The sequence below is a fragment of the Nocardia sp. NPDC059229 genome (genome assembly GCF_042754165.1).
Taxonomy (GTDB): domain Bacteria; phylum Actinomycetota; class Actinomycetes; order Mycobacteriales; family Mycobacteriaceae; genus Nocardia.
Map to the genome: position 1 here is coordinate 519,242 of NZ_JBHZAK010000001.1, position 21,382 is coordinate 540,623.

18 protein-coding genes, 1 tRNA gene and 1 pseudogene are annotated in these 21,382 nt (G+C 68.5%); 14 read left to right on the forward strand and 6 right to left on the reverse strand.

All coding sequences use genetic code 11. From position 1 onward, the window contains the following. Nucleotides 1–31: 31 nt before the first annotated feature. The 3 genes from ACFXHE_RS02465 to ACFXHE_RS02475 all read left to right on the forward strand — a co-directional run bounded on the left by ACFXHE_RS02465 (nucleotide 32) and on the right by ACFXHE_RS02475 (nucleotide 1,505). Nucleotides 32–274, forward strand: coding sequence for a hypothetical protein (locus ACFXHE_RS02465; RefSeq protein ID WP_379379033.1), 243 nt, complete (start codon nucleotides 32–34; stop codon nucleotides 272–274). Between the two features lie 359 nt (nucleotides 275–633). Continuing rightward, nucleotides 634–1,074 (forward strand): prevent-host-death protein, encoded by a 441-nt coding sequence (locus ACFXHE_RS02470; protein ID WP_357278772.1) that lies wholly within the window; start codon nucleotides 634–636, stop codon nucleotides 1,072–1,074. After that, on the forward strand, nucleotides 1,071–1,505 hold the full coding sequence (locus ACFXHE_RS02475) for a cytotoxic translational repressor of toxin-antitoxin stability system (RefSeq protein ID WP_379379035.1): 435 nt from the start codon (nucleotides 1,071–1,073) through the stop codon (nucleotides 1,503–1,505). The genes ACFXHE_RS02470 and ACFXHE_RS02475 overlap by 4 nt, the downstream gene beginning before the upstream one ends. Nucleotides 1,506–2,220: 715 nt before the next feature. Here the strand turns inward: ACFXHE_RS02475 and ACFXHE_RS02480 are convergent. Then, a tRNA-Ala gene (locus ACFXHE_RS02480) sits at nucleotides 2,221–2,296 on the reverse strand. 188 nt (nucleotides 2,297–2,484) lie between these two features. On the opposite strand from ACFXHE_RS02480, the gene ACFXHE_RS02485 reads away from it, so the two are divergent. The 4 genes from ACFXHE_RS02485 to ACFXHE_RS02500 are packed head-to-tail and all read left to right on the forward strand — an operon-like array spanning nucleotide 2,485 to nucleotide 7,223. Then, complete coding sequence (locus ACFXHE_RS02485) at nucleotides 2,485–3,588, forward strand: serine/threonine-protein kinase (protein ID WP_379379037.1); 1,104 nt, start codon at nucleotides 2,485–2,487, stop codon at nucleotides 3,586–3,588. A gap of 9 nt (nucleotides 3,589–3,597) precedes the next feature. Then, nucleotides 3,598–3,741 carry a hypothetical protein gene (locus ACFXHE_RS02490; RefSeq protein ID WP_356999350.1) on the forward strand — a complete coding sequence of 48 codons (144 nt, stop codon included), beginning with the start codon at nucleotides 3,598–3,600 and terminating at the stop codon, nucleotides 3,739–3,741. Between the two features lie 9 nt (nucleotides 3,742–3,750). Further along, a complete protein-coding gene (locus ACFXHE_RS02495; RefSeq protein WP_379379039.1) occupies nucleotides 3,751–4,998 on the forward strand; it encodes a hypothetical protein in 1,248 nt (415 codons plus the stop codon). Next, complete coding sequence (locus ACFXHE_RS02500) at nucleotides 4,995–7,223, forward strand: hypothetical protein (RefSeq protein ID WP_379379041.1); 2,229 nt, start codon at nucleotides 4,995–4,997, stop codon at nucleotides 7,221–7,223. The genes ACFXHE_RS02495 and ACFXHE_RS02500 overlap by 4 nt, the downstream gene beginning before the upstream one ends. Here the strand turns inward: ACFXHE_RS02500 and ACFXHE_RS02505 are convergent. Beyond that, complete coding sequence (locus tag ACFXHE_RS02505; RefSeq protein WP_379379043.1) at nucleotides 7,194–8,549, reverse strand: DUF2254 domain-containing protein; 1,356 nt, start codon at nucleotides 8,547–8,549, stop codon at nucleotides 7,194–7,196. The two genes, ACFXHE_RS02500 and ACFXHE_RS02505, sit on opposite strands and share 30 nt — an antisense overlap. 126 nt (nucleotides 8,550–8,675) lie before the next feature. Beyond that, nucleotides 8,676–9,515, reverse strand: coding sequence for a poly(3-hydroxyalkanoate) depolymerase (phaZ, locus tag ACFXHE_RS02510; protein WP_379379045.1), 840 nt, complete (start codon nucleotides 9,513–9,515; stop codon nucleotides 8,676–8,678). Between the two features lie 216 nt (nucleotides 9,516–9,731). On the opposite strand from phaZ, the pseudogene ACFXHE_RS02515 reads away from it, so the two are divergent. Further along, nucleotides 9,732–11,076 (forward strand): annotated as a pseudogene (locus ACFXHE_RS02515) (alpha/beta fold hydrolase). Here ACFXHE_RS02515 and ACFXHE_RS02520 read toward each other — a convergent pair. Next, nucleotides 11,058–12,956, reverse strand: a complete 1,899-nt coding sequence (locus tag ACFXHE_RS02520; RefSeq protein WP_379380352.1) for a heavy metal translocating P-type ATPase — start codon at nucleotides 12,954–12,956, stop codon at nucleotides 11,058–11,060. The pseudogene ACFXHE_RS02515 and the gene ACFXHE_RS02520 overlap by 19 nt on opposite strands. Before the next feature lie 179 nt (nucleotides 12,957–13,135). Between ACFXHE_RS02520 and ACFXHE_RS02525 the strand changes: the two genes are divergently transcribed. Next, nucleotides 13,136–13,495 carry a metalloregulator ArsR/SmtB family transcription factor gene (locus tag ACFXHE_RS02525; protein ID WP_354835904.1) on the forward strand — a complete coding sequence of 120 codons (360 nt, stop codon included), beginning with the start codon at nucleotides 13,136–13,138 and terminating at the stop codon, nucleotides 13,493–13,495. Nucleotides 13,496–13,545: 50 nt separating this feature from the next. Here the strand turns inward: ACFXHE_RS02525 and ACFXHE_RS02530 are convergent, their stop codons facing one another. Then, nucleotides 13,546–14,877 carry a putative glycoside hydrolase gene (locus ACFXHE_RS02530; protein ID WP_379379046.1) on the reverse strand — a complete coding sequence of 444 codons (1,332 nt, stop codon included), beginning with the start codon at nucleotides 14,875–14,877 and terminating at the stop codon, nucleotides 13,546–13,548. 123 nt (nucleotides 14,878–15,000) lie between these two features. On the opposite strand from ACFXHE_RS02530, the gene ACFXHE_RS02535 reads away from it, so the two are divergent. The 4 genes from ACFXHE_RS02535 to ACFXHE_RS02550 all read left to right on the forward strand — a co-directional run bounded on the left by ACFXHE_RS02535 (nucleotide 15,001) and on the right by ACFXHE_RS02550 (nucleotide 19,739). Then, a complete protein-coding gene (locus tag ACFXHE_RS02535; RefSeq protein ID WP_379379048.1) occupies nucleotides 15,001–16,005 on the forward strand; it encodes a polysaccharide deacetylase family protein in 1,005 nt (334 codons plus the stop codon). 92 nt (nucleotides 16,006–16,097) lie between these two features. Beyond that, nucleotides 16,098–17,171, forward strand: coding sequence for a hypothetical protein (locus tag ACFXHE_RS02540; RefSeq protein ID WP_379379050.1), 1,074 nt, complete (start codon nucleotides 16,098–16,100; stop codon nucleotides 17,169–17,171). Nucleotides 17,172–17,245: 74 nt separating this feature from the next. After that, nucleotides 17,246–18,619: an FtsW/RodA/SpoVE family cell cycle protein gene (locus tag ACFXHE_RS02545; RefSeq protein ID WP_379379052.1), complete on the forward strand. Its 1,374-nt coding sequence runs from the start codon at nucleotides 17,246–17,248 to the stop codon at nucleotides 18,617–18,619. A gap of 46 nt (nucleotides 18,620–18,665) precedes the next feature. Beyond that, nucleotides 18,666–19,739 (forward strand): amidohydrolase family protein, encoded by a 1,074-nt coding sequence (locus tag ACFXHE_RS02550; RefSeq protein WP_379379054.1) that lies wholly within the window; start codon nucleotides 18,666–18,668, stop codon nucleotides 19,737–19,739. Nucleotides 19,740–19,813: 74 nt separating this feature from the next. On the opposite strand, the gene ACFXHE_RS02555 is transcribed toward ACFXHE_RS02550, so the two are convergent. Then, complete coding sequence (locus tag ACFXHE_RS02555) at nucleotides 19,814–20,626, reverse strand: class I SAM-dependent methyltransferase (protein ID WP_379379056.1); 813 nt, start codon at nucleotides 20,624–20,626, stop codon at nucleotides 19,814–19,816. A gap of 122 nt (nucleotides 20,627–20,748) precedes the next feature. Here ACFXHE_RS02555 and ACFXHE_RS02560 point away from each other — a divergent pair, with 122 nt between their 5' ends. Beyond that, nucleotides 20,749–21,372 (forward strand): TetR/AcrR family transcriptional regulator, encoded by a 624-nt coding sequence (locus tag ACFXHE_RS02560; protein ID WP_379379058.1) that lies wholly within the window; start codon nucleotides 20,749–20,751, stop codon nucleotides 21,370–21,372. Nucleotides 21,373–21,382: the final 10 nt, after the last annotated feature.

The following is a 21,382-nucleotide window of genomic DNA, read 5'->3' on the forward strand; positions in this document are numbered from 1 at the left end:
CTCCTCGCTCGCCCGCAGCGGCCTACGTCAGATGGATGATGAAGAATGCCGCTGCTGCGACAAGCATCAGCAGGCTGAGCCGGAGCGTCATGCCAGTGCTTTCCATAGCCTTCCCCAACAACTCGACGAACGTTTTCACTTCGGCACTCCCTGCCCGATGTTATATGCGCAGTCCAACTGCGCACAAGCCGACTATGCGGCGTCAATGGAGATTTCGAATCTTCGGAAGTTCGCGACGAGCGCTTCCGAAGATGAATCTATCAGCCTGATCTAGGGCTCCGCGATCAATCTAGGGGGCTCCGCGATCGCGAATCGAGCCCCTACCACGACCGAGGCACGTTGCGCAGCGCTGCTGCGCAAAAGAGGCTGCATCGACGTCGCTGGTCGCGCTTGTGGGTAGCACTCGACAGGTGGGCCATCGGGCGGTCAATACCGTGACGCAGATCACGTGATGGCGCCCGCCGGATGAAGCGAGGGGGAACGCACTGTGGGTTCGCGATCCACGCGCGGTACACGCCCGACCGGTAGATCACGATCACGCCACGTGGCATGTCGCACCTGGCGCGTCGGCGGCCAGATGTACATCATGTACATGATGTACATCTGGCCGCAGCGGAAGAGATCGAGGGACCGATGACGACCACAGAGCGAATCACGTCTGTCGAGCGATACAGCTCCATGAACAGCGCTAGAGAACACTTCGCCCAAATGCTGACGGCCGCCGAAGAGGGCAACGTCGCCGTGGTATCTCGTAAGGGTAAGGATTCCGCGCTCGTGGAGGTTGGGCGGCTCCGGTGGCTGCTTTCCCACATCATCCGTGTCCACGAACCGCAAGTAGTGCGGGAAAACAACAACTGGGTCGCATACCTGCCAGGTCTTCCACTGGCCGTGGAGGAGCCCGACCTCGATACAGCGATCACCGCCCTGATCGAAGCCATGCGCGAGTACACCGCTGACTGGCAGGACCATCTCCATGCCGCGCTCAACCATCAGAAGAACGTCGACTTCGTGCAGTTCGTGGAGCTATCCACGGACGAGCAGCTGAGAGAGTGGTTGACGGCGGCCGAACAATGACCCAGCACCCTCCGGGTAACAAGAAGGCTCACGAAACGTTCTGCCACCACGATGAATGGGTGCGCGTCCGCAACGCCACAGGTGGTGTGGTCAGGCACCACAGCACATGGGAATTGCCGCTTTCGGACGGTCGCGTCTTGCGTACCCGGATCTCGCGGCCCATGGACAACACCGACTACGGATCCAAGCTGTGGTGCCAGATCCTGAAGGACCAACTCGAGGTCAGCGAAGCCCAGTTCTGGGCATGCGTAAACGATCGAGTTCGTCCAGTACGCACCCCAGAATCTGTCATGATCCCCGACAAGGAGCCAATCCCTCTCGGTGTCGTCGAGAAGCTCATACGCCTGGTTCACCTGACCCCAGAGGAAATCGAGGAGATGACCAAAGATCAGGCGGTAGCCCGGCTCAACCAATTCTGGGCTGAACAGTGAGCTCCGCCCACTCCTCATGTAGATGAAAGCCCGAAGAACCGTGGGGCTACCACCTTGGCACTAGCTCGGCGGTGATGCCCGATGAACGGCCAAGGCGACAGCACGGCGGCGGACGGGGCAGCGATTGGGTGCGCGGATGGGTCGGCAGGTGCCCGGCGTCCTATAGCCGCCAACCCAAACGCCGAACACGCCAACGGTATCCGGGCTGCTCGGGCACACATTCGAGGTACCTGGGCGAAATCCAGAATGAATAGCAAAACTCATACGCATCCCCGGTAGGGGCGTGCAGTGAACGCCGCGTGCACCGCCGCGGATGTCCGGACGCCGGTACCTGGTTCCACCTCCGCGACCGCGACCGACGCCTCCACTCCCTCCTTGCACCGCAAAGTGCTTACCGCCAACCAGATCACAGCACTCGAATTCGTCTCTACCCATCGCGTACAGGATCGGCTAAGCAAACTCCGTGAGTGGGCAGACCCTTCGCTTTCTGTGAATCCCTCGGTCCAGGGAGAACGACTTCCCTTGCCCGGCAGCGCCATCGAGTCAAAAAGGTCGAGCCGCGGAGCCTTGGACCTTGCCACCTTCGCGCTCTCCGACCTGATCGGACCGGCTACCGTCCCCACCTTTCGCATCTCCCAACTCGGAAACGACATTGGGGCTGGTACCGCTTCTGCGGTACCAGCCCCAATGGAGTCGGTTCGTGCAATGACACGATTGGTGGAGCTAAGGGGACTCGAACCCCTGACCCCCACACTGCCAGTGTGGTGCGCTACCAGCTGCGCCATAGCCCCGGATGGTTGCCGCGCGGTTTCCCGGGCGACTGGGAGAAGGTACACCAGGGGACCCCCTCGAGTGCAAATCGGCTGGAAATATGGGTGGGCGGGGGGTGGGTGGGCGCGCGTACAGTGGGCGGTGATTCGTTGTCGTCCGGGGTGGTTCGCGGGGAAGGCGGCCGCTCCGCGGGGAAGGTCGGACGCCGGTGAGGCTGATCAATGGCCGGTACGAGCTGCGGGAGCTGGTCGGCAAGGGCGGGATGGCCGAGGTCTGGGATGCTTGGGATCGGCAGTTGCGCAGGCAGGTTGCGGTCAAGGTGCTCGATGCGGGCAGTGTCGCGGTGCGGGCGCAGGACGAGCGGGTGGCCTGGCAGCGGTTCGAGCGGGAGGCGCGGATCGCGGCGCAGATGAACTGCACCAATGTGGTGATGCTGCACGACTCGGGGGTGTTCGCCGAGAACGGGTGCCGCTCACCGTTTCTGGTGATGGAGTTCATTCACGGGGAGAATCTGCGGCAGTTCATGCGGGGCCAGGAGAACTGGTCGCTGCCGGCGCTGGCCCGGATTCTCACCGACGCGCTCAGCGGGCTGGTGTACGCGCACTCCAAGCAGGTGGTGCACCGCGACATCAAGCCCGAGAACATCATGATCTGCCGCGACGGCACGGCGAAGCTGGCCGATTTCGGCATCGCCATCGAGATGCGGGAGAACATGCTGCGGCTCACCCGCACCAACCAGGTGGTGGGCACGCAGAACTATTCCGCGCCCGAGTATCTCGAACACGGCAGGTTCACCCATCTCAGTGACGTGTACTCGTTCGCGGTGGTGTGCCATGAGGTGCTGGAGGCGGTGTTCGCGCCGGCGCCGCTGCCCGGCCGACTGAAATCGGTACTGGATCAGGCGCTTTCGCCGGATCCGTCGCTGCGTTTCCAATCCGCGGCCGAGTTCCAGCACTACTTCCGCGACGCGGTCCACTCCGAGACCCGCAGCCTGACCCGAACCGTCAAGGGCGCCAGGCCGGAACCGGTCACCGTGCCGGTGCGCGCGCAGACCAGCGTCCTGACCCCGGGCCCGCCGGTGCGGCCGCCGGAGGAACGGCACGGCGTCGACCTGCCCGAGACCGGGCTGTGGGGCATCTTCGTCCGCCCGGCCCTGGAATACCGCCAGCGCGTCCTGGAGGGACTGACCCGCGACGATCCCCGCTACATCGGCGGCGTGCTGCTCGGCGCGGCCGGTGCCGGAATCGCGGTGGGCTGGCTGGTTTTCGTGCTGCTCGCCTGGGTGATCCTGTCGATCGCCCATCACCTGTGAGGAACTGCGATGAACAACCGACGGGCCGGCCTGGCCTGGCAGCAGTACGTGTACGCCGGATCCCGCTCCTGGCACTGGCTGCGGGTGGCGTCCGCGGTCGGTGGGGCCTTTTTCCTGGCCACGCTGCTGTGGCTGACCTACACCGTGCTCTGAGGGGTGCCCGTGCGAATCGTCTGCCTGAACTGCCTGGCGGAGTTCAAGTTCGATACCGCCCGCCGCTCCTGGATCTGGGTGCTGCGCCAGCCCAACGGCGGGTTCGCTGCCCGCGTCGGGGACTATTCGCGGCGCCTGGATCGGCGCTGCCCGAACGGCTGCGAGATCGACGAGGAGATCCTCGACCATCCGACCACCGTGATCGGCTTCGTCGGCGAATCCGCCTCGTCCAAGACGCATCTCATCGTGTCGATGATCTATTCGGTCATGAACGACCCGATGCTGGCCCGCGAATGGTCCATCGTGCCGTCCCGCCGTTCGACGAAAATGCTGGCCGCGCTGGAGAACACGCTGATGAACCGGCAGGCCATCGGCTACACCCAGAAGCGCGGCTACGTCGGCGCGCAGCAGCGGCAGGAGAACGGCATCGGGCCGCTCGGCGCACCGCAGCCGCCGGGTCTGCCGCAACCCCCACGCCCGCCGCAACCACCGATGGCGCAGCAGCAGACCCGGACCCACGCCTGGAGCGGCTGGCAGGTCCGCACCCCGATTCTGATCAAGTTCACCTCGCTGTCCACCAGGCGCACGGTGAATCTCGCCTTCGTGGACGTCGCGGGCGAGGATGTGGCCGACGCCGAGATCGCGGCCAAGGTGAGCCCGCACCTGGCCATCGCCGACTTCCTCTGGTTCGTGGTGCCGTCCACGTTGAACAAGCAGTACCTGGCCATCATGCGCGAGCACGCGGGACCGGCCAACGAGGAGAGCCTGAACAACAATGTCGAGCACTCCCAGACCGTCGGCCGCACCAAGATGATGATCGACCAGATCGCCAAGCTGTGGCGCACGGCCAACAGCTATCCGCTGGATCTGCCCATCGAGCCGCCGCGCCTGCACGCCTCGACCATCATCGCGAAATCGGATCTGCTGTCGCTGATCAACCTGCCCGAGGTCGGCCTGGTCGCGCCGCCGCCGGACTGGGCGGATACGCCGTACAGCCTCAATGGTGCGGGCAATCTGTATCAGCCCGGCCAGATCGACTATCGCTCCGACGCCACCAGAAGCCTGGTGCGCAAACTGTTTCCGGCCGTCGACGCCACGCTGTCCATCCATTTCCCGCACAACCGCTACTTCCCGGTCTCGGCGGTCGGGTGCGGCAAGCGGGCCGACAACACCTATCCGGTGTTCAAGCCGTTCGCGGCCGTGGACCCGGTGATCCACATGCTCGACCGCATCGACCGGCTACGGGCGGACCGATGACGGGTTTCGCGCAGCTGCTGTGCGGCTGGGCCATGGTGACGCTGGAGTCCTCCGGGACCGGGGTCGGCGTGGTCGCCAGGTCCGGAAACTGGCCCGCCGCACTGGGATCCACCACGCGAGAGCTGGGGTCGCTGGTCAGTTGGGATGGTTCGCCCGCGTCGCCGGAGGCGTTCGCGCTGGAGTTCACCGTGGTGCGGGGACTCGCGGTGGCGGTGCTGAAGACGCCCGCCAATGACCGGCCGGGCACCTGTGTGGCACACCTCGTCGCGGGTGGTCGCGGAACACTCGACGGCGCAACGACTTTGAACCTCCACGACGCGGGACGATTCCGCACCTCGCTCGACGACGCCGAATTTCCCACCGATCACTGGCCGCCGCTGCCGAATTCCGTGGAGCACAGTCCCGCCGTCACCGCCGCGGCCGACGCCTACCTCGACCTGGACTGGCTGCCCGCGCTGCTCGGCTACACCCTGGCGCATCTGGCCGGGCGCGGCCCCGCCATCGAACTGCATGTCGAGAGCAGCACGGACGCCGTGGCCATGCTGCGGGCACTCTACGGCCTACTACCCCGGAACAGCCTGCGGGACTTGACCTTCTGCACCTCCAGCACGCCATCCTCGGCTCCCGTCGCGATCACCGCGGTGACCCGCGACAGCCCCGCCCCGCCCGGCGGCGCGCGCCGCATCGTCACACCGGGCGATCCCGGCGACGAATCGGACCCGTTCGTCCTGCTCGGGCAGCAGATCATCGGCCACCGGCGCGCCGGTGTCACGCTGCCCGAATCCCTGTCCACCGCAGACGAAATCGGCCACTGGTGCTATCGATGGCACCTGCGCACCCTGGGTCCCGCCGAGCTGGACGACGACCACCTGGCCGAGGTGATCACCGACCCGGAGCTGAACCCCGACTGGCTCCGCGACGACGCGGTGGCCGGGCGCGCTGTCCGTCTCGCCATCGGAAGACCCAGCGTCGCACAGGCATTGGCGCGACTCGACCACCGTCCCAGCGTCCGCCGCACCTTCGAACAGGTTCTCACCGACCGTGTCCTAACCGACGGCCGCGACCGTACCCGCACCGTCGAGGTGGCCCGGCAGCTCGGCATCGATCTCAGCGCGGCGCTGGCCACCTCCGCCTGGCACCGCCTGGAATCCGGGACCGCGCCGTTGACCTCGTCCGATGCCGAATCGGTCTGGCCGCGCCTCCAGCGGGACTGGGGCACCGGCGAAGTCGAGCATCGCCGCATCGTCGCCGCCCATCTGCTGCGTCACCGCGCCCTGCGCGAGCAGGCGATCGGCTCCCGGGACCGGGCCCTGGTGTACGAGGCCCTCAGCGCCGAGGTCGACGATCCGGGCACCCATACCGGCGGCAGCCGAATCCTGCGCCAGGCCATGCACACCAACCTGGGCATCGTCGCCCAGCTGGTGGTGAACGTCTCGTGCAACGGCCGCGATCGCTATGCGCTGGAACAGATCCTGGCCTGCGCGCCCGCCGACCTGCTGCCTGCGCTGCTGGCCGAGGCCACCCGCTACCCCGCGATCGATGCCACAGCCCTGCTGAAGGCCCTCACCCTCACCCGCTCCGAACCGGCCGAACTGGTGGCCGCCCTCCGCCCCGCATGGCGCACGCTGCGCAAGACCCTGGATCTTCCGGAACCGATCGAGGCCCTGGTCGTCCTCGCCGTCCCGGCGCCCACCGACGATCAGCAGCGAGACGGACTCCGCCTGCCCCGCAAAGCATTCGGATGGAGCCGGCAGCGCGGCACCTGGTCCCGCGCCGAACTCTCGGCCCTGCTGTGTACCCCGGCCGACGAACCACTGGAAGCCGAATCCCCCACCGGCACCTTGTCCGCCGCCCTGACCGCGGACCTCGAATTCGTCGTCTCCGCCCTGGTCTCCCGCTCCCGCACCCCCGACGCCGTCCCCGCCCTGCGCCGCATCCTCGCCCTCACCCCCGCCGAGCAGCTCCCCGCCCTGATCACCGCCTGCGCCCGCCAATGGGACATGCCCCCATCCATCCTCCTGTCCGCGGTGGCAGCCCTCGACCTCCCCCCGGCCGATCTGACCGAAACCCTCGCCGGCGGCTGGCCCTGGCTCCGCACCCGCCTGGACCTCCACCAGGCCATGACCACCCTGCTGGTCCTGGACCCCGCGGACACCCTGCCGCCCGCGGCGACACTCATACCGCAGGAACAGGATTCACGCCGTGCCTGGCAGTTCTGGCGTTGACACGGCCTGAATCAGCGGCAGCTCCGCGTCGCCGACCAGCACCCGGTACCGTCGCAGCACGTCCTGGAGATCCGCGTCCTCCGGCACCGACTCGCGCGCCGACCGCACGATCATCGCCGCCTGCTCCAGCAGAATGCTGCGCCGCTCGGAATCGGTGGTGTGATCCGAGATCTGGGCCAGCGCTTCGAGCTGCCGGATCATGACCGCGGGCATGCCGCGCGCGGACTGTCGAATCTTCTCGAAGGCCCGCTGCACCAGCCGCTCGTAACTCGCCTGCGCCGCGATGACGCGGACATAACCGTTCTTGCCGCGGTAGACCGGGCTCGGCTCCCACGCCACCGCGGCCCGCGAAAGGCAGTCCCCGAGCCAGTCGATACAGGTCAGGGCGGTGAAGGTGTCGTTCACCGCGGTGGACAGCGCGCGCACGGCGATTTCGACCAGCTGGTCTATGCCGAAGGAAATGTCCTGGGCCAGCGACCGGGTGGGCCCTGCCATGTGCCCGCGCGAGAAGTTCTCCGCTATCCGCCCGGCCGCCGACGCGGGCCAGACGGTGGCCACCACCTGCCCCTCGGTGAGGAAATGCCCGGGCCGGTAGGGCAGGTGAATCACCGCGTCCGCCTCGGTCGCGAGCCGCACCAGCTGCTCGTAGCGGATGTAGCGCAGGTATCCGCTGCCGGTCACCCGGACCTCACCGCCCTCGCCCGCCATCCGTTCCAGCAATTCGGCCGCCGTCGGCCCGCAATGCGGGGTGGTGGGCGCGTCGCTGCGCTGCGCCTCGATTCCGGCCGCCACCTCACCCGCGATCTCGGCGATGACATTGGGCAGCTGGATCGCCATGGCGATGTGATTGATGAAGTAGATCAGTACCGCGAGATCGAGCACCAGCGACGCGATCGACACCGTCGTGCTGATGTGCGGCACGAAATCCGATCCGATGGACACCAGCGCGGCGATGGCGTAGACGAAGGTCGCCACGAAGGTACCGAGGGTGACCTGGGTGCCCCGATCGCGAATGAAGGTGCGCAGCATGCGCGGACCGAACTGGGTGGAGGCCAGCGTCAGCGCCACGATGGTGATCGAGAAGACCACACCCACCACGGTCATGATGGCGGCGGCGATGGCCGTCAGCACCTGCCGCGCCGTGTCGGGCGGGCCGCCGATGACCCAGGACGGAAACGTGAACCCGCCCCGATATGCCGCCCGGTCCAGCAGGTAGGTGATCCAGAACAGCCCGACCGCCGCGAGCACCTCCACGGTCGGCACGAACCACAGATTGGTCCGCAATGCCTCGCGGCGGCGGTCGAATTCGAGAGGAATGCCGGCCACGGTCGAGCCTCCTGCGCTGTTCCGGCGTCATGTCCTGACGCCGACCAGACTTCCCGGCTCACCCATCCGAGATCCCCGGACGTCTGATCACCGTACCCCCTGCTCAGCGCCACGCCGCGCGCAGGGTCAGCGAACGGCATCCCTCCGTTCGAGGTCGAGCTGCCGATCACCCCGGAGGAATCGGCTCACCTCCGGGGCGAGTTGATCGGAAATCACGACCAGACCCAGATGACCGTCGTGGTACACGTGCAACCGCGCGTCGGGTATCAGCCGGGCCATGATCTTCGCGTTCACGAGCGGAATGATCGGATCGTCGTCGCCCGCCAGGATCAGCGTCGGCTGGCGGATCAAACCGAGGAACGGGAGGCTGGTCCACCCGGTGCCGGCCAGCAGCTGCAGCAGGTAGCCGCGAGCGGAGGACGCCGACGAGTGTCCGGCCAGCAGGGTGGTCACCCGGTCCGGATCGGTGCGCAGCCGGCCACCATAGAGTTCCGCGGCGATCCTGGTGGCGTACTCGGCGTCGCGGTATCGGCGCGGAGTGATCATCTTGCGCAGCACCTTCGGGTGCGCGGGGACCATCATCCAGCCGGTGGCGGTGCTGACCAGGACCACGCGCCGGCAGCGCCGGGGGTTTTGCAGGGCGATCTGCTGTGCCAGGCCGCCACCCCAGGAGATGCCGAGCACGTCGAAGGTGTCGTAGCCGAGTTGGGTGAGCAGTGTGGTGACCCGGCCGGCCAGCGTGGCCAGGAGATAGGGCCGCCGGGGCAATGGCGAACGACCGATCCCCGGTGGGTCGAACCGGATCACCGGAATCGCCGGATCGAGCTCGTCGACGAATGGCTGCAGCAGCTCGAGGCTCGCGCCGATCCCATTGCACAGCACCAGCGGGACGCCGACGCCGGGACGGACCACAACGCGCAGGCGGTCGCCGGATACCGTGTACTCCCGGGCATTTTCACTCGCCATTGGGTGTCCTCGTGGGTATCGGAGCACGATCCGAGCACCAGAGTACGCATCGCCCCATCCGGGATGAATGTGCTCGACCACATCGTTAGCGGCATTTCATGTTTCCCGGGCACATAGGTTTGCCCGCGCGGCTCTCCGACGATTGACAGGTGCGAGTCATCGTCGACCTTCGCCCATCTCATCGAACGTGAAATCGTCTCTCCCAGAAGGACTGTCATGACCGATCTGGATGTCTCCGCACCCCCGGACCTGATCCTCACCGAGGCCACGACCAGGATCGCCCGCCGGTTCCTGCCGGGGCGCTCGGGACTGAGCCTGCTCCTGGCGATGGCGCGGCGGCCCCGGCGCGTCGCGAACCGGGCGGCAACCCTGGGCGCGGAGCTGACCCGTATCGCGGCCGGCTCCTCCACCGTCGCCCCGTCCAGCCGGGACAAGCGGTTCGCCGATCCCGCCTGGGCGGGAAATCCGTTGTCGCGCCGCGTGGTACAGGCCTATCTCGCCGCCGGGATCGCCGCCGAGGGCCTGGTGCAGGACCTGCCCCTGGAGCGGCAGGATGCCGAGCTACGTGCTCGATCTGGCGCCGGGGCGCAGCCTCATCGAGTACCTGGTGGGGCAGGGCCAGCAGGTGTTCGTGGTGTCCTGGCGCAATCCCGATGCGCGGCACAGCAAGTGGGGCTTCGACGCCTACGTCGAGGCCGTCGTCGGGGCGTTCGACGCCGTCGACGAGATCACCGGTCACAGCACGGCACACGTGCTCGCCGCCTGCTCGGGCGGACTGCTCGCGGCGATGGCGGCGGCCTATCGGGCCGAGACCGCGGGCTTCGACCGGCTGGCCAGCCTCGATCTGCTGGTGACCATGTTCGACCAGGCCCGTGAGGACGCGTTCGGCGCGATGGTGGACGAGCAGGCCGCCGCCGCCGCGATCGCCCGGTCGCGGCGACAGGGTTATCTGGACGGCAAGCAACTGGCCGCGGTGTTCGCGTGGCTGCGCCCGCGAGACCTCGTCTGGAACTACTGGGTCAACAACTATCTGCAGGGCCGCAAGCCGCCGGCCTTCGACATCTTGTTCTGGAATGCCGACACCACCCGGATGCCGGCGAAACTGCATCGCGACTTCCTCGACACCGCGCTGGGCAACAAGCTCGCCCGGCCCGGCGGCGTCACCGTGCTCGGCACCGAGATCGACCTGAAGCGGATCACCGCCGATTCCTACGTGGTCGCGGGCTCGGCCGATCACCTCTGCCCGTGGACCAACTGCTACCGCAGCAGCCAGATGCTGGGCGGCAAGGTGCGTTTCGTGCTGTCAACCAATAGCCACATCGCGGCCCTGGTCAACCCGTCGGACAATCACAAGTCCAGCTATCGCGTTTCCGACGACAACAGCCTCGACCCCGAGGCGTGGCAGCGCACCGCCACCACCGAACAGGGTTCGTGGTGGCCGGATTTCGCGCAATGGCTGGGCGACCGCTCCGGTGAGCTGGTGCCCGCACCAGCGCATCTCGGTAACGCCCGATACCAGCCGATCGAGGCCGCTCCGGGCAGTTACGTGCTGGACCGATAGGAGGCGGACTGCCGCCAGGCCGCGCGGCGCAGCAGGCGCAGACCATTGAGGCCGACGATCACGGTCGAGCCCTCGTGTCCGGCGACGCCCAGCGGCAATGGCAGGGCACCGACCAGGTCCCAGATCACCAGGACCGCAATGAAAGTCGCGGCGATCGCCAGATTGGCCACCACCACCCGGCGAGCGCGGCGGGACAGGGCGATGACGGCGGGGATGGCGGTGAGGTCGTCGCGCACGACCACGGCATCGGCGGTCTGCAGGGTCAGGCCGGAACCCGCTCCGCCCATGGCGATTCCGGTGTCGGCGGCGGCGAGGGCGGGTGCGTCATTGATGCCGTCGCCGACCACCGCGACCCGGTCACCGGCCGACTGCAGGGCCCGCACCGCATCGACCTTCTGGTGCGGGAGCAATTCGGCGCGGGCGTCGGTGAGCCCGACCCGAGCCGCGAGCTGATGCGCGGCGCGACTGTTGTCCCCCGTCAGCAGAATCGGGGCGGCCCCCGTCACGCGGGCCGTGAGATCGATCGCGGTGGCGGCCTCGGGGCGGAGCTGATCGGTGATCGCCAGCACTCCGATCGGACGCGCATCACAGGCGACGACGACCGCGGTGAATCCCTTCTCCTGCAATCCGTCCACGGCCGTGCGGGCGGCACGGTCCGCGTGCGGCGCACCCTGCCCGGAGCTCGGCAGCAGCGCCGCCGGAGAACCGACCGCGATCCGGCGCTGCCCGATCCGGGCGCTGACGCCGCGCCCGGGATCGGCGGCGAATCCTTCGACGGCCGGCAGCTGCTGCCCCGCGGCGCGGGCCGCGCGCACGATGGCCGCCGCGAGCGGGTGCTCGCTGTCGAGTTCGGCGGCCGCCGCCAGCCGCAGCACCTCCGGCTCGCTGAATTCCGGATCGACACTGCGGATTTCGTCGACGTGCGGGGCGCCGCGGGTCAGCGTCCCGGTCTTGTCGAAGGCGACCCGCGTGGTCACACCCAGCCGCTCCATGACCACGGCCGACTTGACCAGCACGCCGTGCCGCCCGGCATTGGCGATGGCGGCCAGCAGGGGCGGCATGGTGGCCAGCACTACCGCGCACGGGGAGGCCACGATCATGAAGGTCATGGCGCGCAACAGGGCTCGCTGCAGCGGGTCGCCGAGGGCGAGGGGAACCGCGAACACCGCCAGGGTCACCGCGACCATGGCGAGGGAGTACCGCTGCTCCACCTTCTCGATGAACAGCTGCGTGCGCGCCTTGGTGTGCCCGGCCTGTTCGACGAGGACGGCGATGCGCGCCACCACCGAGTCCTCGGCGCGGCGATCCACCCGGATCCGCAGTGCCCCGTTGCCGTTCAGGGTGCCGGCGAACACCTCGTCGCCGGCGGACTTGTCCACAGGCAGCGGTTCGCCGGTGATGGTGGCCTGATCCACTTCGCTGCCGCCGTCGATCACGGTGGCGTCGGCGGCGATTCGCTCGCCGGGGCGGACCAGGACCACATCGCCGATGTTCAGGTCGGCGGCGCGCACGGTCTCCTCACCGGTGACGGTGAGCCGGGTCGCGGTCTCGGGCGCGAGGTCGAGCAGGCCGCGCACCGAATCCTCGGTGCGCGCGGTGGCCAGCGCCTCCAGCGCCCCGGAGGTCGCGAAGATGACGATCAGCAGAGCCCCGTCGGTGATCTGCCCGATGGCCGCCGCGCCGAGGGCCGCCACCACCATGAGCAGGTCCACGTCGAGAGTCTTCGCGCGCAGCGCCTGGAGCCCGGCCCAGCCCGGCTCCCAGCCGCCCGCGGCGTAGCAGGCCAGGTACAGCCCCCACCACAGCCAGCTCGGCGCGCCGGCCAGCTGGGCGGCCAGCCCGAGCAGGAACAGTGCGAGGGCCACTGCGGCCCATCGCATCTCGGCCAGTTCGAACAGGCGGGTCCGGCGGACCGCCACTTCCGGCTGCGCGGATGCCTGCACCGGCGTCGCCACGACCACGACTCACCTCCATTGCTACCCCTGACGGCCGCGACGATACCAGAACACATGAAGACGTCTTCATGTGTATAGAGTTCCTCGAGGTACCCTCCTGTGTTATGGGACATGGCGTCGAGGGCCGCGATCGGCCGACGGCACGGCTGGACGCCGAGGCCGCCACCCATGTCGCGACCACCCTGCAAGCGCTGGCCACCCCCAGCCGGCTACTGATCCTCAGCGAGCTCCGCCAGGGCCCGCTCGCGGTCACCGAACTGGCGTCGTCGATCGGCATGGAGCAGTCGGCGGTCTCGCATCAGCTGCGCCTGCTGCGCAATCTCGGGCTGGTCGTGGGCACCCGGACCGGCCGCAGCATCGTCTACAGCCTCTACGACAACCATGTCGCGCAACTGCTGGACGAGGCCATCTACCACAGCGAACACCTGCGCCTGGGGCTCGCGGACCGCCCCACCACCGCCTGACCCGGACGCGGTCGGCGGGGCGAACCCGACGAGAAGCGTTGCGAGGCAGATCAGTTGGGCGCGAGAGCGCCGGGGTGGTAGCTGACCGCGGGATTCCAGAGGAAGAAGCCGTTGTAACCCGCCGCGTAGGTGGCGTCGATCTGCGCCTTCACCTCCGCGTCGCCGTAGGCCACGCCGAGGCTGAAATCCTGGAGCCACGGGATGATCTGGGCATTGGTGCCCGCGGTGCGGGCGCGGAAGTCCTGCAGGGACCGGAAGATGATGTCGTAGGGCTGGGCATTCGGATTGGCGACGTCGTATTCGCCGGAGTGCCAGTGGCTCGGGTAGAGCATCGGGGCCAGAAAGTCGGCGTAGCGGGCCATGGACGGGATGTCCTGGGCGATCTCGTCGGGGCGGGTGGCGGCGATACCGAAGACGGCCGCGCTCAGCGAGGCTCCGGCGTCGTGCACGGGTTCGCGGCAGTCGCGCAGGAAGTTGGCGATGGAGTCCGACGGCGATTCGGCCAGGCCCGGGAACTGCATACTCGCGAGATTGCCGTCGGGGCGGCGGATGTAGTCGTACATGACGCCGTCGAAGCCGAGCCGGGCCGCCTCGACCGCGAGATCCCGGTTGTAGGACCGGATTTCGGGGCTGGCGAAGTTGGTGAAGGCGATCGCGCCGTAGCCGCTGGAGTACGGCTGGCCGGACGGGTTCTGGATCACCCAGTCGGGGTGACCGTTGTGCCAGGCCCAGCCCGCCAGGGTGGGATCACGGAAGGCGACGATGCGGCCGACCACCTTGATGCCCATGTCGTGCAGTTGCTTCAGCGCGGCCGGCGCGTCGTAAATCGTAGTGGCGGCACCGGATTCGCGCGCCAGCGGCACCTGCGAGTCGTAGCCGACCATCCCGTCCTCGTCCTTGATATCGAGTTCGACGGTGTCGATGCGGCCCTCGCGTGCCATGTCGAGCACGGCATCGCGCATGGGGTCGTAGGCCCAGGCGTAGGCGGTGACATGGACGGCCCGGATACGCGGCAGTGCCACCTCCACTTTCAGCGGGGTGGTGACGCGGTCGCCCGCGGCGCCGGTGGCCACGACGGTGGTGTCGAGCGGTGCGTGCGGCAGCTGGATCTCGAAGGATCCGTCCTTGGCCGGCTGGACGGACCGGTCGCCCACCGACACCTGCTTCGCGCCGATCGCCGTGCCGCGCACCGTCACCGGATCACGGTAGGAGGTCGCGGCGGCCGTCGGGGCCAGCTCCAGGCGGGCCGGGCGGGTGTCGGCACCGGCGGCGGAGGGGCGGCTGCGGCCGAAGACGAACACCAGCGCGGCGAGCACCAGAACCACGACCGCGCCGATCGCGAGCAGGGTGGACCGCCGGCGGCGGATCGACCGGAGTCGCATGAGCAACGTACACACCAACTTCCACTGACAGCTGTTGGCATCACTATCGCGCCTGCACGCAGGCATCGGCCGTTTTTCGCCGAGATCACCTCAAAACCGTTGTCGCCGCGTAGCGTTGCGGCGATGAAGGCGTCGACGACGCTGCGGATGGTCGCGGCGGCGCTGCTGTGCGCGACCGCCACCGCCTGCGGAGCAACCACCGCCACCGTGCCGCGTCCCGCGGCCGTCACCGCACCCCCACCGACCTCGAGACCGCCGGATCCGGCCACGGTGGCCGCCAATGAGCTGGGTCGGATCCCGATCCTCATGTACCACCGCATCGAGGCCGAGCCGGGCAGCGAATACGACCAGACGCCAACGAAATTCACCGCCGAGCTGGACCGCCTCTACACCGACGGCTACCGCCCGATCACCATCGCCCAGTATCTGGCGGGCGCCATCGACCTACCCACGGGCACCCACCCGGTGGTCCTGACCTTCGACGACTCCACCCGAACCCAGCTCACCCTCAGCGATTCCGGCGACCCCACCCCCGACTGCGCGGTCGGCCTGCTCGAGCAATTCCATTCCCGCCACCCGGATTTCGCCGCCACCGCCACCTTCTACGTCAACAACGAGCCGTTCGGCGACGACTCCCGCGCCCTGGCCTGGCTGGTCCGCCACGGCTACGACATCGGCGCCCACACCGCCACCCATCCCAACCTGGCGCACCTGTCCCCAACCGACGTGCAGCGCGAACTGGTCCAGAACGTCCGCGCCATCGCGACCGCCGCGCCCGGCACCGTCGTCCACTCCATGGCCCTCCCCCTCGGCGTCTACCCCGCCGACCACGCCCTCGCCATCGCCGGTACCTGGGACGGCACCCCGTACACCTTCGACGCCGTCCTCCTCGTCGGCGCCGACCCCGCCCCCTCCCCGTTCGCCGCCGCCCTCGACCCGACCGGCCTCCCCCGAATCCGCTCCGGCCGCACCGCAGTTCCCTTCGACTCCACCTACTGGCTCGACTGGTTCGCGGCGAACCCCACCGCCCGCTACACCTCCGACGGCGACCCCGCCCACCAGTCCTTCCCCCGCCCCCTCGCGGACCAGCTCTCCCCTCGCTTCTCCGCCACCGCCCAGCCGTACTGATCCGGATGAAGCTCCCGGAACCTGATTCGGTGCGATGACCGCCTGATTCGGTTCGATGACGCGGCCGCCGGTCATGTGCCACGGTGGACACCGTGTTCGGCGAACGTGTGGCGAGAATGCGGTGGCGGCCCGGCTCCGGCCGGCTGGTGACCATCATGGCGGTCTGTTTCGGACTCACCGTGGTGATCACGCGGCTGTATCTGATGGCCGCGGGCTATCCCAAGATCGGCGGCAGCACCTACCACATCGCGCATGCGCTCTTCGGCGGATTACTGCTTGTCATCGCCTGCCTGGTGATGTTCCTGTTCGCCGGGCGCGGGGCGCTGACCACCGCCGCGGCGTTCTCCGGGGTCGGGCTGGGCCTGTTCATCGACGAGGTCGGGAAGTTCATCACCTCGGACAACGACTATTTCTTCCCGCTGGCCGCGCCCATCATCTACCTCGCCTTCCTGCTGATCGTGCTGGTCGCCCGCTATGCCGCGCGCAGCCGGGTGCGCCCGCCCGCCCTGGTGCTGGCCGACGTCACCGAACAGGTCGGGATGGACGTGGGCGGCACGATCGACGTGGAACAGCGCAACTACCTGCTGCACAGCCTCGACCGCATCGACCGCAGCGGTTTCACCCCCGACACCGTGGCCCTGTGCGACGCCCTCGCCACCTACCTGCGCACCACCCACGAGACCGCCCAGCCCTCCCGCTTCGCCCGGCTGCGACAGGCCTACCGGCGCGCCGAGGACGTGATCCTGCCGCAGCGGGTGCTGGCGGCCGTCCTCATCACCGTGCTGATCGGCCACGCCGTCTGGACCCTGCTGCGGCTGGTGCTGGCCGTCATCGTGCTGGCGGGCTGGCACTCCCCCTGGGCCGCGCTCAACCACTTCCTCGACGTCACCCAGAACCACGGCTGGAAGGCCTTGGTGGGCTTGGGCATCGCCGCGGGCGCCGAAGTGCTGGTCGGCGTCGGCTGCGCGGTGGCGGCCGCGGCGTGGATGCGCGGCCGCGCCGATATCGGTGTCCGGCTGGGCATCTGGTCCAACATCCTGTCGCTGACCGTGGTGAATGTACTGGCCAGTTACTTCAGCCAATTCCTCACGGTGTTCACCGCCATAGCCGAAGCACTACTGCTTTGGCTCCTCATCCGCTACCGCACGCGATACTGTTCGGTGTGAGCGCATTTCGGCACAGCCCTCCCCCGGCAAGGTCGAGAGGGCGAGTTCCGCGCAATGCCGAGTTGCTACTGTGCGTGGCCGCGCTGGCCCTGATCGCCTTCGCCTACCTGGCCATGACCTCGGCCACCGGCAATGGCTTCGACGGCCAGAGTGTCCGCGCGCTCGGCGTTTTCACGGTCTTCGTGCTTGTCACCCATCTGGCCGTGCGCCGCTGGGCGCCCGCCGCCGACCCGGTGCTGCTGCCGTGCGTGGTGCTCCTCAACGGCATCGGGCTGGTGCTCATCGACCGGCTGGACCGCGCCGAGGTGGTGAAGGCCAAGAACGCCGGCGAGCCGATCCCGTCCTCGGACTCGGCGCATCAGCTGATCTGGACCGGCCTGGGCATGCTGCTGTTCGTGCTGGTGCTGGTCTTCGTGCCCGACCACACCAAACCGGCCCGCTACGGCTACACCTGCGGCCTGGCCGGGGTGGTCGCGCTGCTCATCCCCGCCCTGCTGCCCTCCCGCTTCAGCGAGGTCAACGGCGGCAAGAGCTGGATCCTGATCAGCGGGTTCTCGATTCAGCCCGGTGAGTTCGCCAAGGTGCTGCTGATCATCTTCGTGGCCGCCTTCCTGGTCGCCAACCGGGACCTGTTCACCACCGCCGGAAAACGCTTCCTGGGTATGACCTTCCCGCGCCTGCGGGATCTGGCCCCGCTGCTGCTGGTCACCTTCATCGCGGTGCTGGTGCTCGTGTACGAGAAGAACCTCGGCTTCTCGCTGCTGGTCTTCGGCACCGTGCTGGCCATGATGTACATCGCCACCGGGCGGGCCTCGTGGCTGCTCATCGGCCTGGCCATGTTCTCGGTCGGCGCGGTCATCGCCTACCAGCTGTACGGGCACGTGCGGGTCCGCGTCGAGGTGTGGCGGGACCCGTTCGCCACCTATTACACGACCGGATACCAGATCTCGCAGGGCCTGTTCGGCATGGGCACCGGCGGGCTGGCCGGGACCGGGCTGGGCAGCGGGCGGCCGCAGGACGTGCCGTTCGCCGGTACCGACTTCATCATCTCCACCATCGGCGAGGAGCTCGGGCTGATCGGCCTGGCCGCCGTGCTGGCGCTGTTCCTCATCCTGTGCGTCCGCGGTTTCAGCGCCGCCCTCACCACCCGCGACGCCTTCGGCAAGCTGCTCGGCGGCGGGCTGGCGTTCTCGATCGGCTGGCAGCTGTTCGTGGTGGTCGGCGGTGTCACCAAACTGATTCCGCTGACGGGTCTCACCACCCCGTTCATGTCCTACGGCGGTTCGTCGCTGCTGGCCAACTACATCATCCTGGCGCTGCTGATCCGCATCTCCGCCGACGCCCGCTCGGCCCCGCCGCCGCCCACCCGGCCCACGCCGACGGTGCCGCCGATCGCGGACGCCATGACCGAACACGTCTCCCGCCGCCTGCTGCCCCGTCGGCGCTGACCCGAATCGCGCTGTCGCCCGGGGCAAATGGGAGGAAGCTGGTTCGGTGACCTCTTCACGTTCAGCGAGCCGGACGGCGCTCGACAATGTCCGCGTCTTCGACGGCCGCGCGCTCACCGAACCCACCACGGTCGTCATCGACGGCGACCGCATCGGCACCGACGACACCGGCGCCGAACGCCTCGACGCCGGCGGCGCGATCCTGCTGCCCGGCTTCATCGACGCCCACGTCCACATCCACGATGCGCAGACTCCCGGGCTGCTCGCCGCCCACGGGGTCACCACCGGGCTCGATATGGCCAGCCTCGCCGAAGTGGTGGCCGAGCTCCGGAATACCGTCGGCACCAGCGATATTCGCAGCGCGGGCATGGCCATCGTCGGCCCCGAGGGAATGCACGGCAAGTTCCTCGGCGAACCCGCCATCATCCGCAGCGCCGACCAGGCCGAATCCGCTGTCTCCCAGCGTCATTCCACCGGCTCCGACTACATCAAGCTGGTACTCGAAGCCCCCGGCGACGGCGGCCCCGACGCAGCCACGGCCAAAGCCGTTGTGGCCGAGGCGCATGCCCGCAATCTGCTGGTCATCGCTCACGCCACCAACCCGGCCGCCTACACCATGGCCCTCGATGCCGGCGTCGACATCATCACCCACATCCCCGTGGGCTTCGCGCTGCCGCAGGCAGTGATCGCCCGCCTGGCCGCCGAGGGCAAGGTCGTCGTCCCGACCCTGACCATGATGGAGGGCATGGCCGCCGCCCACGGCGTCCCCGGAGCCTTCGCCGACGCCCTGACCAATGTCGGTGCGCTGCGCGCCGCGGGCGTCCCGATCTTGGCGGGCACCGACGCCAACGCCTCCCCCGGCGTGCCCATGAACCCGGCCTTCGGCGCGAGCCTGCACCACGAGCTGGAGTTGCTGGTCAGCGCCGGCCTGTCGCCCGTCGAGGCCCTGGATGCGGCAACCGCCCTGCCCGCGAAGTACTTCGGCCTGACCGATCGCGGCGCCATCGCCCCGGGTCTGCGCGCCGATCTGGTTCTGCTCGACGCCGATCCGCTCGCCGACATCACGGCCACAACGCAGATCCGCAGCGTCTGGTCTGCGGGAATCCCGGTCCCCCGGTAACTTTCATGATCGGGGAGCTCCGGCTGCGGCCAACCGCGCAAACCCGCACTCGGAGCTCCCCGATCCGGCCCGTGCTACGGCAGAGCGCGCGCGACGGCGCGAACGGCACGCAGCCGGCCGTCGGCGAGCGCCCGGGTCAGGTTCTCGATCTTCACCGGGAAGTTCGGGACGAAGGCCTGCAGCCCAACGGGATTCGGCGGGGCGGCCAGCACGGCCCGCATGATCGTGCCCGCCTGGTCGGTGAGGTCGTCCCAGTGGTCGAGGGCGAAACCGGAGCGCTCCAGGGTGACGCGCAGGTCGTCCGGGGTCACCAGGTGGCTCTGCTCGGAGCGGTCGGCCCACGGGACGGGGAAGTCGGGGCGGGCGCCGGAAGTGGTGGTGATGTCCCAGATGGCCAGCAGGCCATCGGTATTCAGCAGCCGCCGTGCTTCCCGATACAGCGCGTCCTTGTCGGCGATGTTCATCTGCACGTGCTGGCTGAATACCACATCGAAGTCGCCGTCGGCGAAGGGCAGCGCGGTGACGTCGCCCTGCCGCACGGAGATCCGGTCGTCCAGTCCGACCAGGCGATTGAGCCAGCGCGACGTCTCGCAGTAGTCCTCGGTCAGATCCACCGCGGTGACCCGGCATCCGTAGGTTTCCGCGACATACCGAGCGGTGCCGCCGATTCCGCTGCCCGCATCGAGCACCCGGGACGCCGGGGTGAGACCGGCCAGTTCCGCCAGCGCACCCGTGGCGATCCGGCCCATGGTGTGGAAGTCCTCGACCAGCGCCAGGTCGGCGAGCCGTAGCCGATCGAGGTCGTGCCCGGCCGCGAGCAGGGCCTTTTCGATATCCGTCCGGGAGTTGCCGGAGGCGTACGGGGTATCGATGGAAATGTCGTTCATATCAGCACTTTTCATTCGAAGACCGGGTGGCGGACCATGATGTTTCCATTGGTCACATCTACGAGTATGTGAGCTCATGTGACCGTCGTCAACATATCGGCCGAATGTGCAATCCTGACGTTATGAGTCCAGCTGCCCCCGACCGCCGCACCACCTATCACCATGGCGCCCTGCGCGCGGCCCTCGTCGACGCCGGGCTCGCACTGGCCGACGACGGCGGACCCGACCGAGTGGTCCTGCGCGAGGTCGCCCGCACCGCCGGGGTGTCGCATTCGGCCGCCTACCGGCACTTCGCCGATCGTGAGGCCCTGCTCGCCGAGGTATCCCGCCGCGCCCGCGCGGCACTCGCGGCCGAGATGCGCCGGCGCATCGCCCGCACCGACGACCCGCGCGGCCGCCTGCACGCGGTCGGCGCGGCCTACATCGATTTCGCGCTCACCCACACCGGCCTGTTCCGCACCGCCTTCGGCGCACACTCGCCCGCCGCATCCGATGCCGCGGACGAACCGGCCGACGACCCGCACCGCATCCTCGGCCAGGTCCTCGACGAGACGCAGGCCGCCGGACTCCTCGACCCGAGGCTGCGGCCCGGTGCGGACATCGCCGCCTGGTCGGCGGTCCACGGACTGGCCGCCCTGCTGCTGGACGGGTCACTGCCCACCACCCGCGCCGACATCGATTTCGCGGTCGATCAGGTGCTCGGCCTGGTCAACCGCGGCCTGTTGGACAACCCGGCGCGCGGGTGACCCATGATGG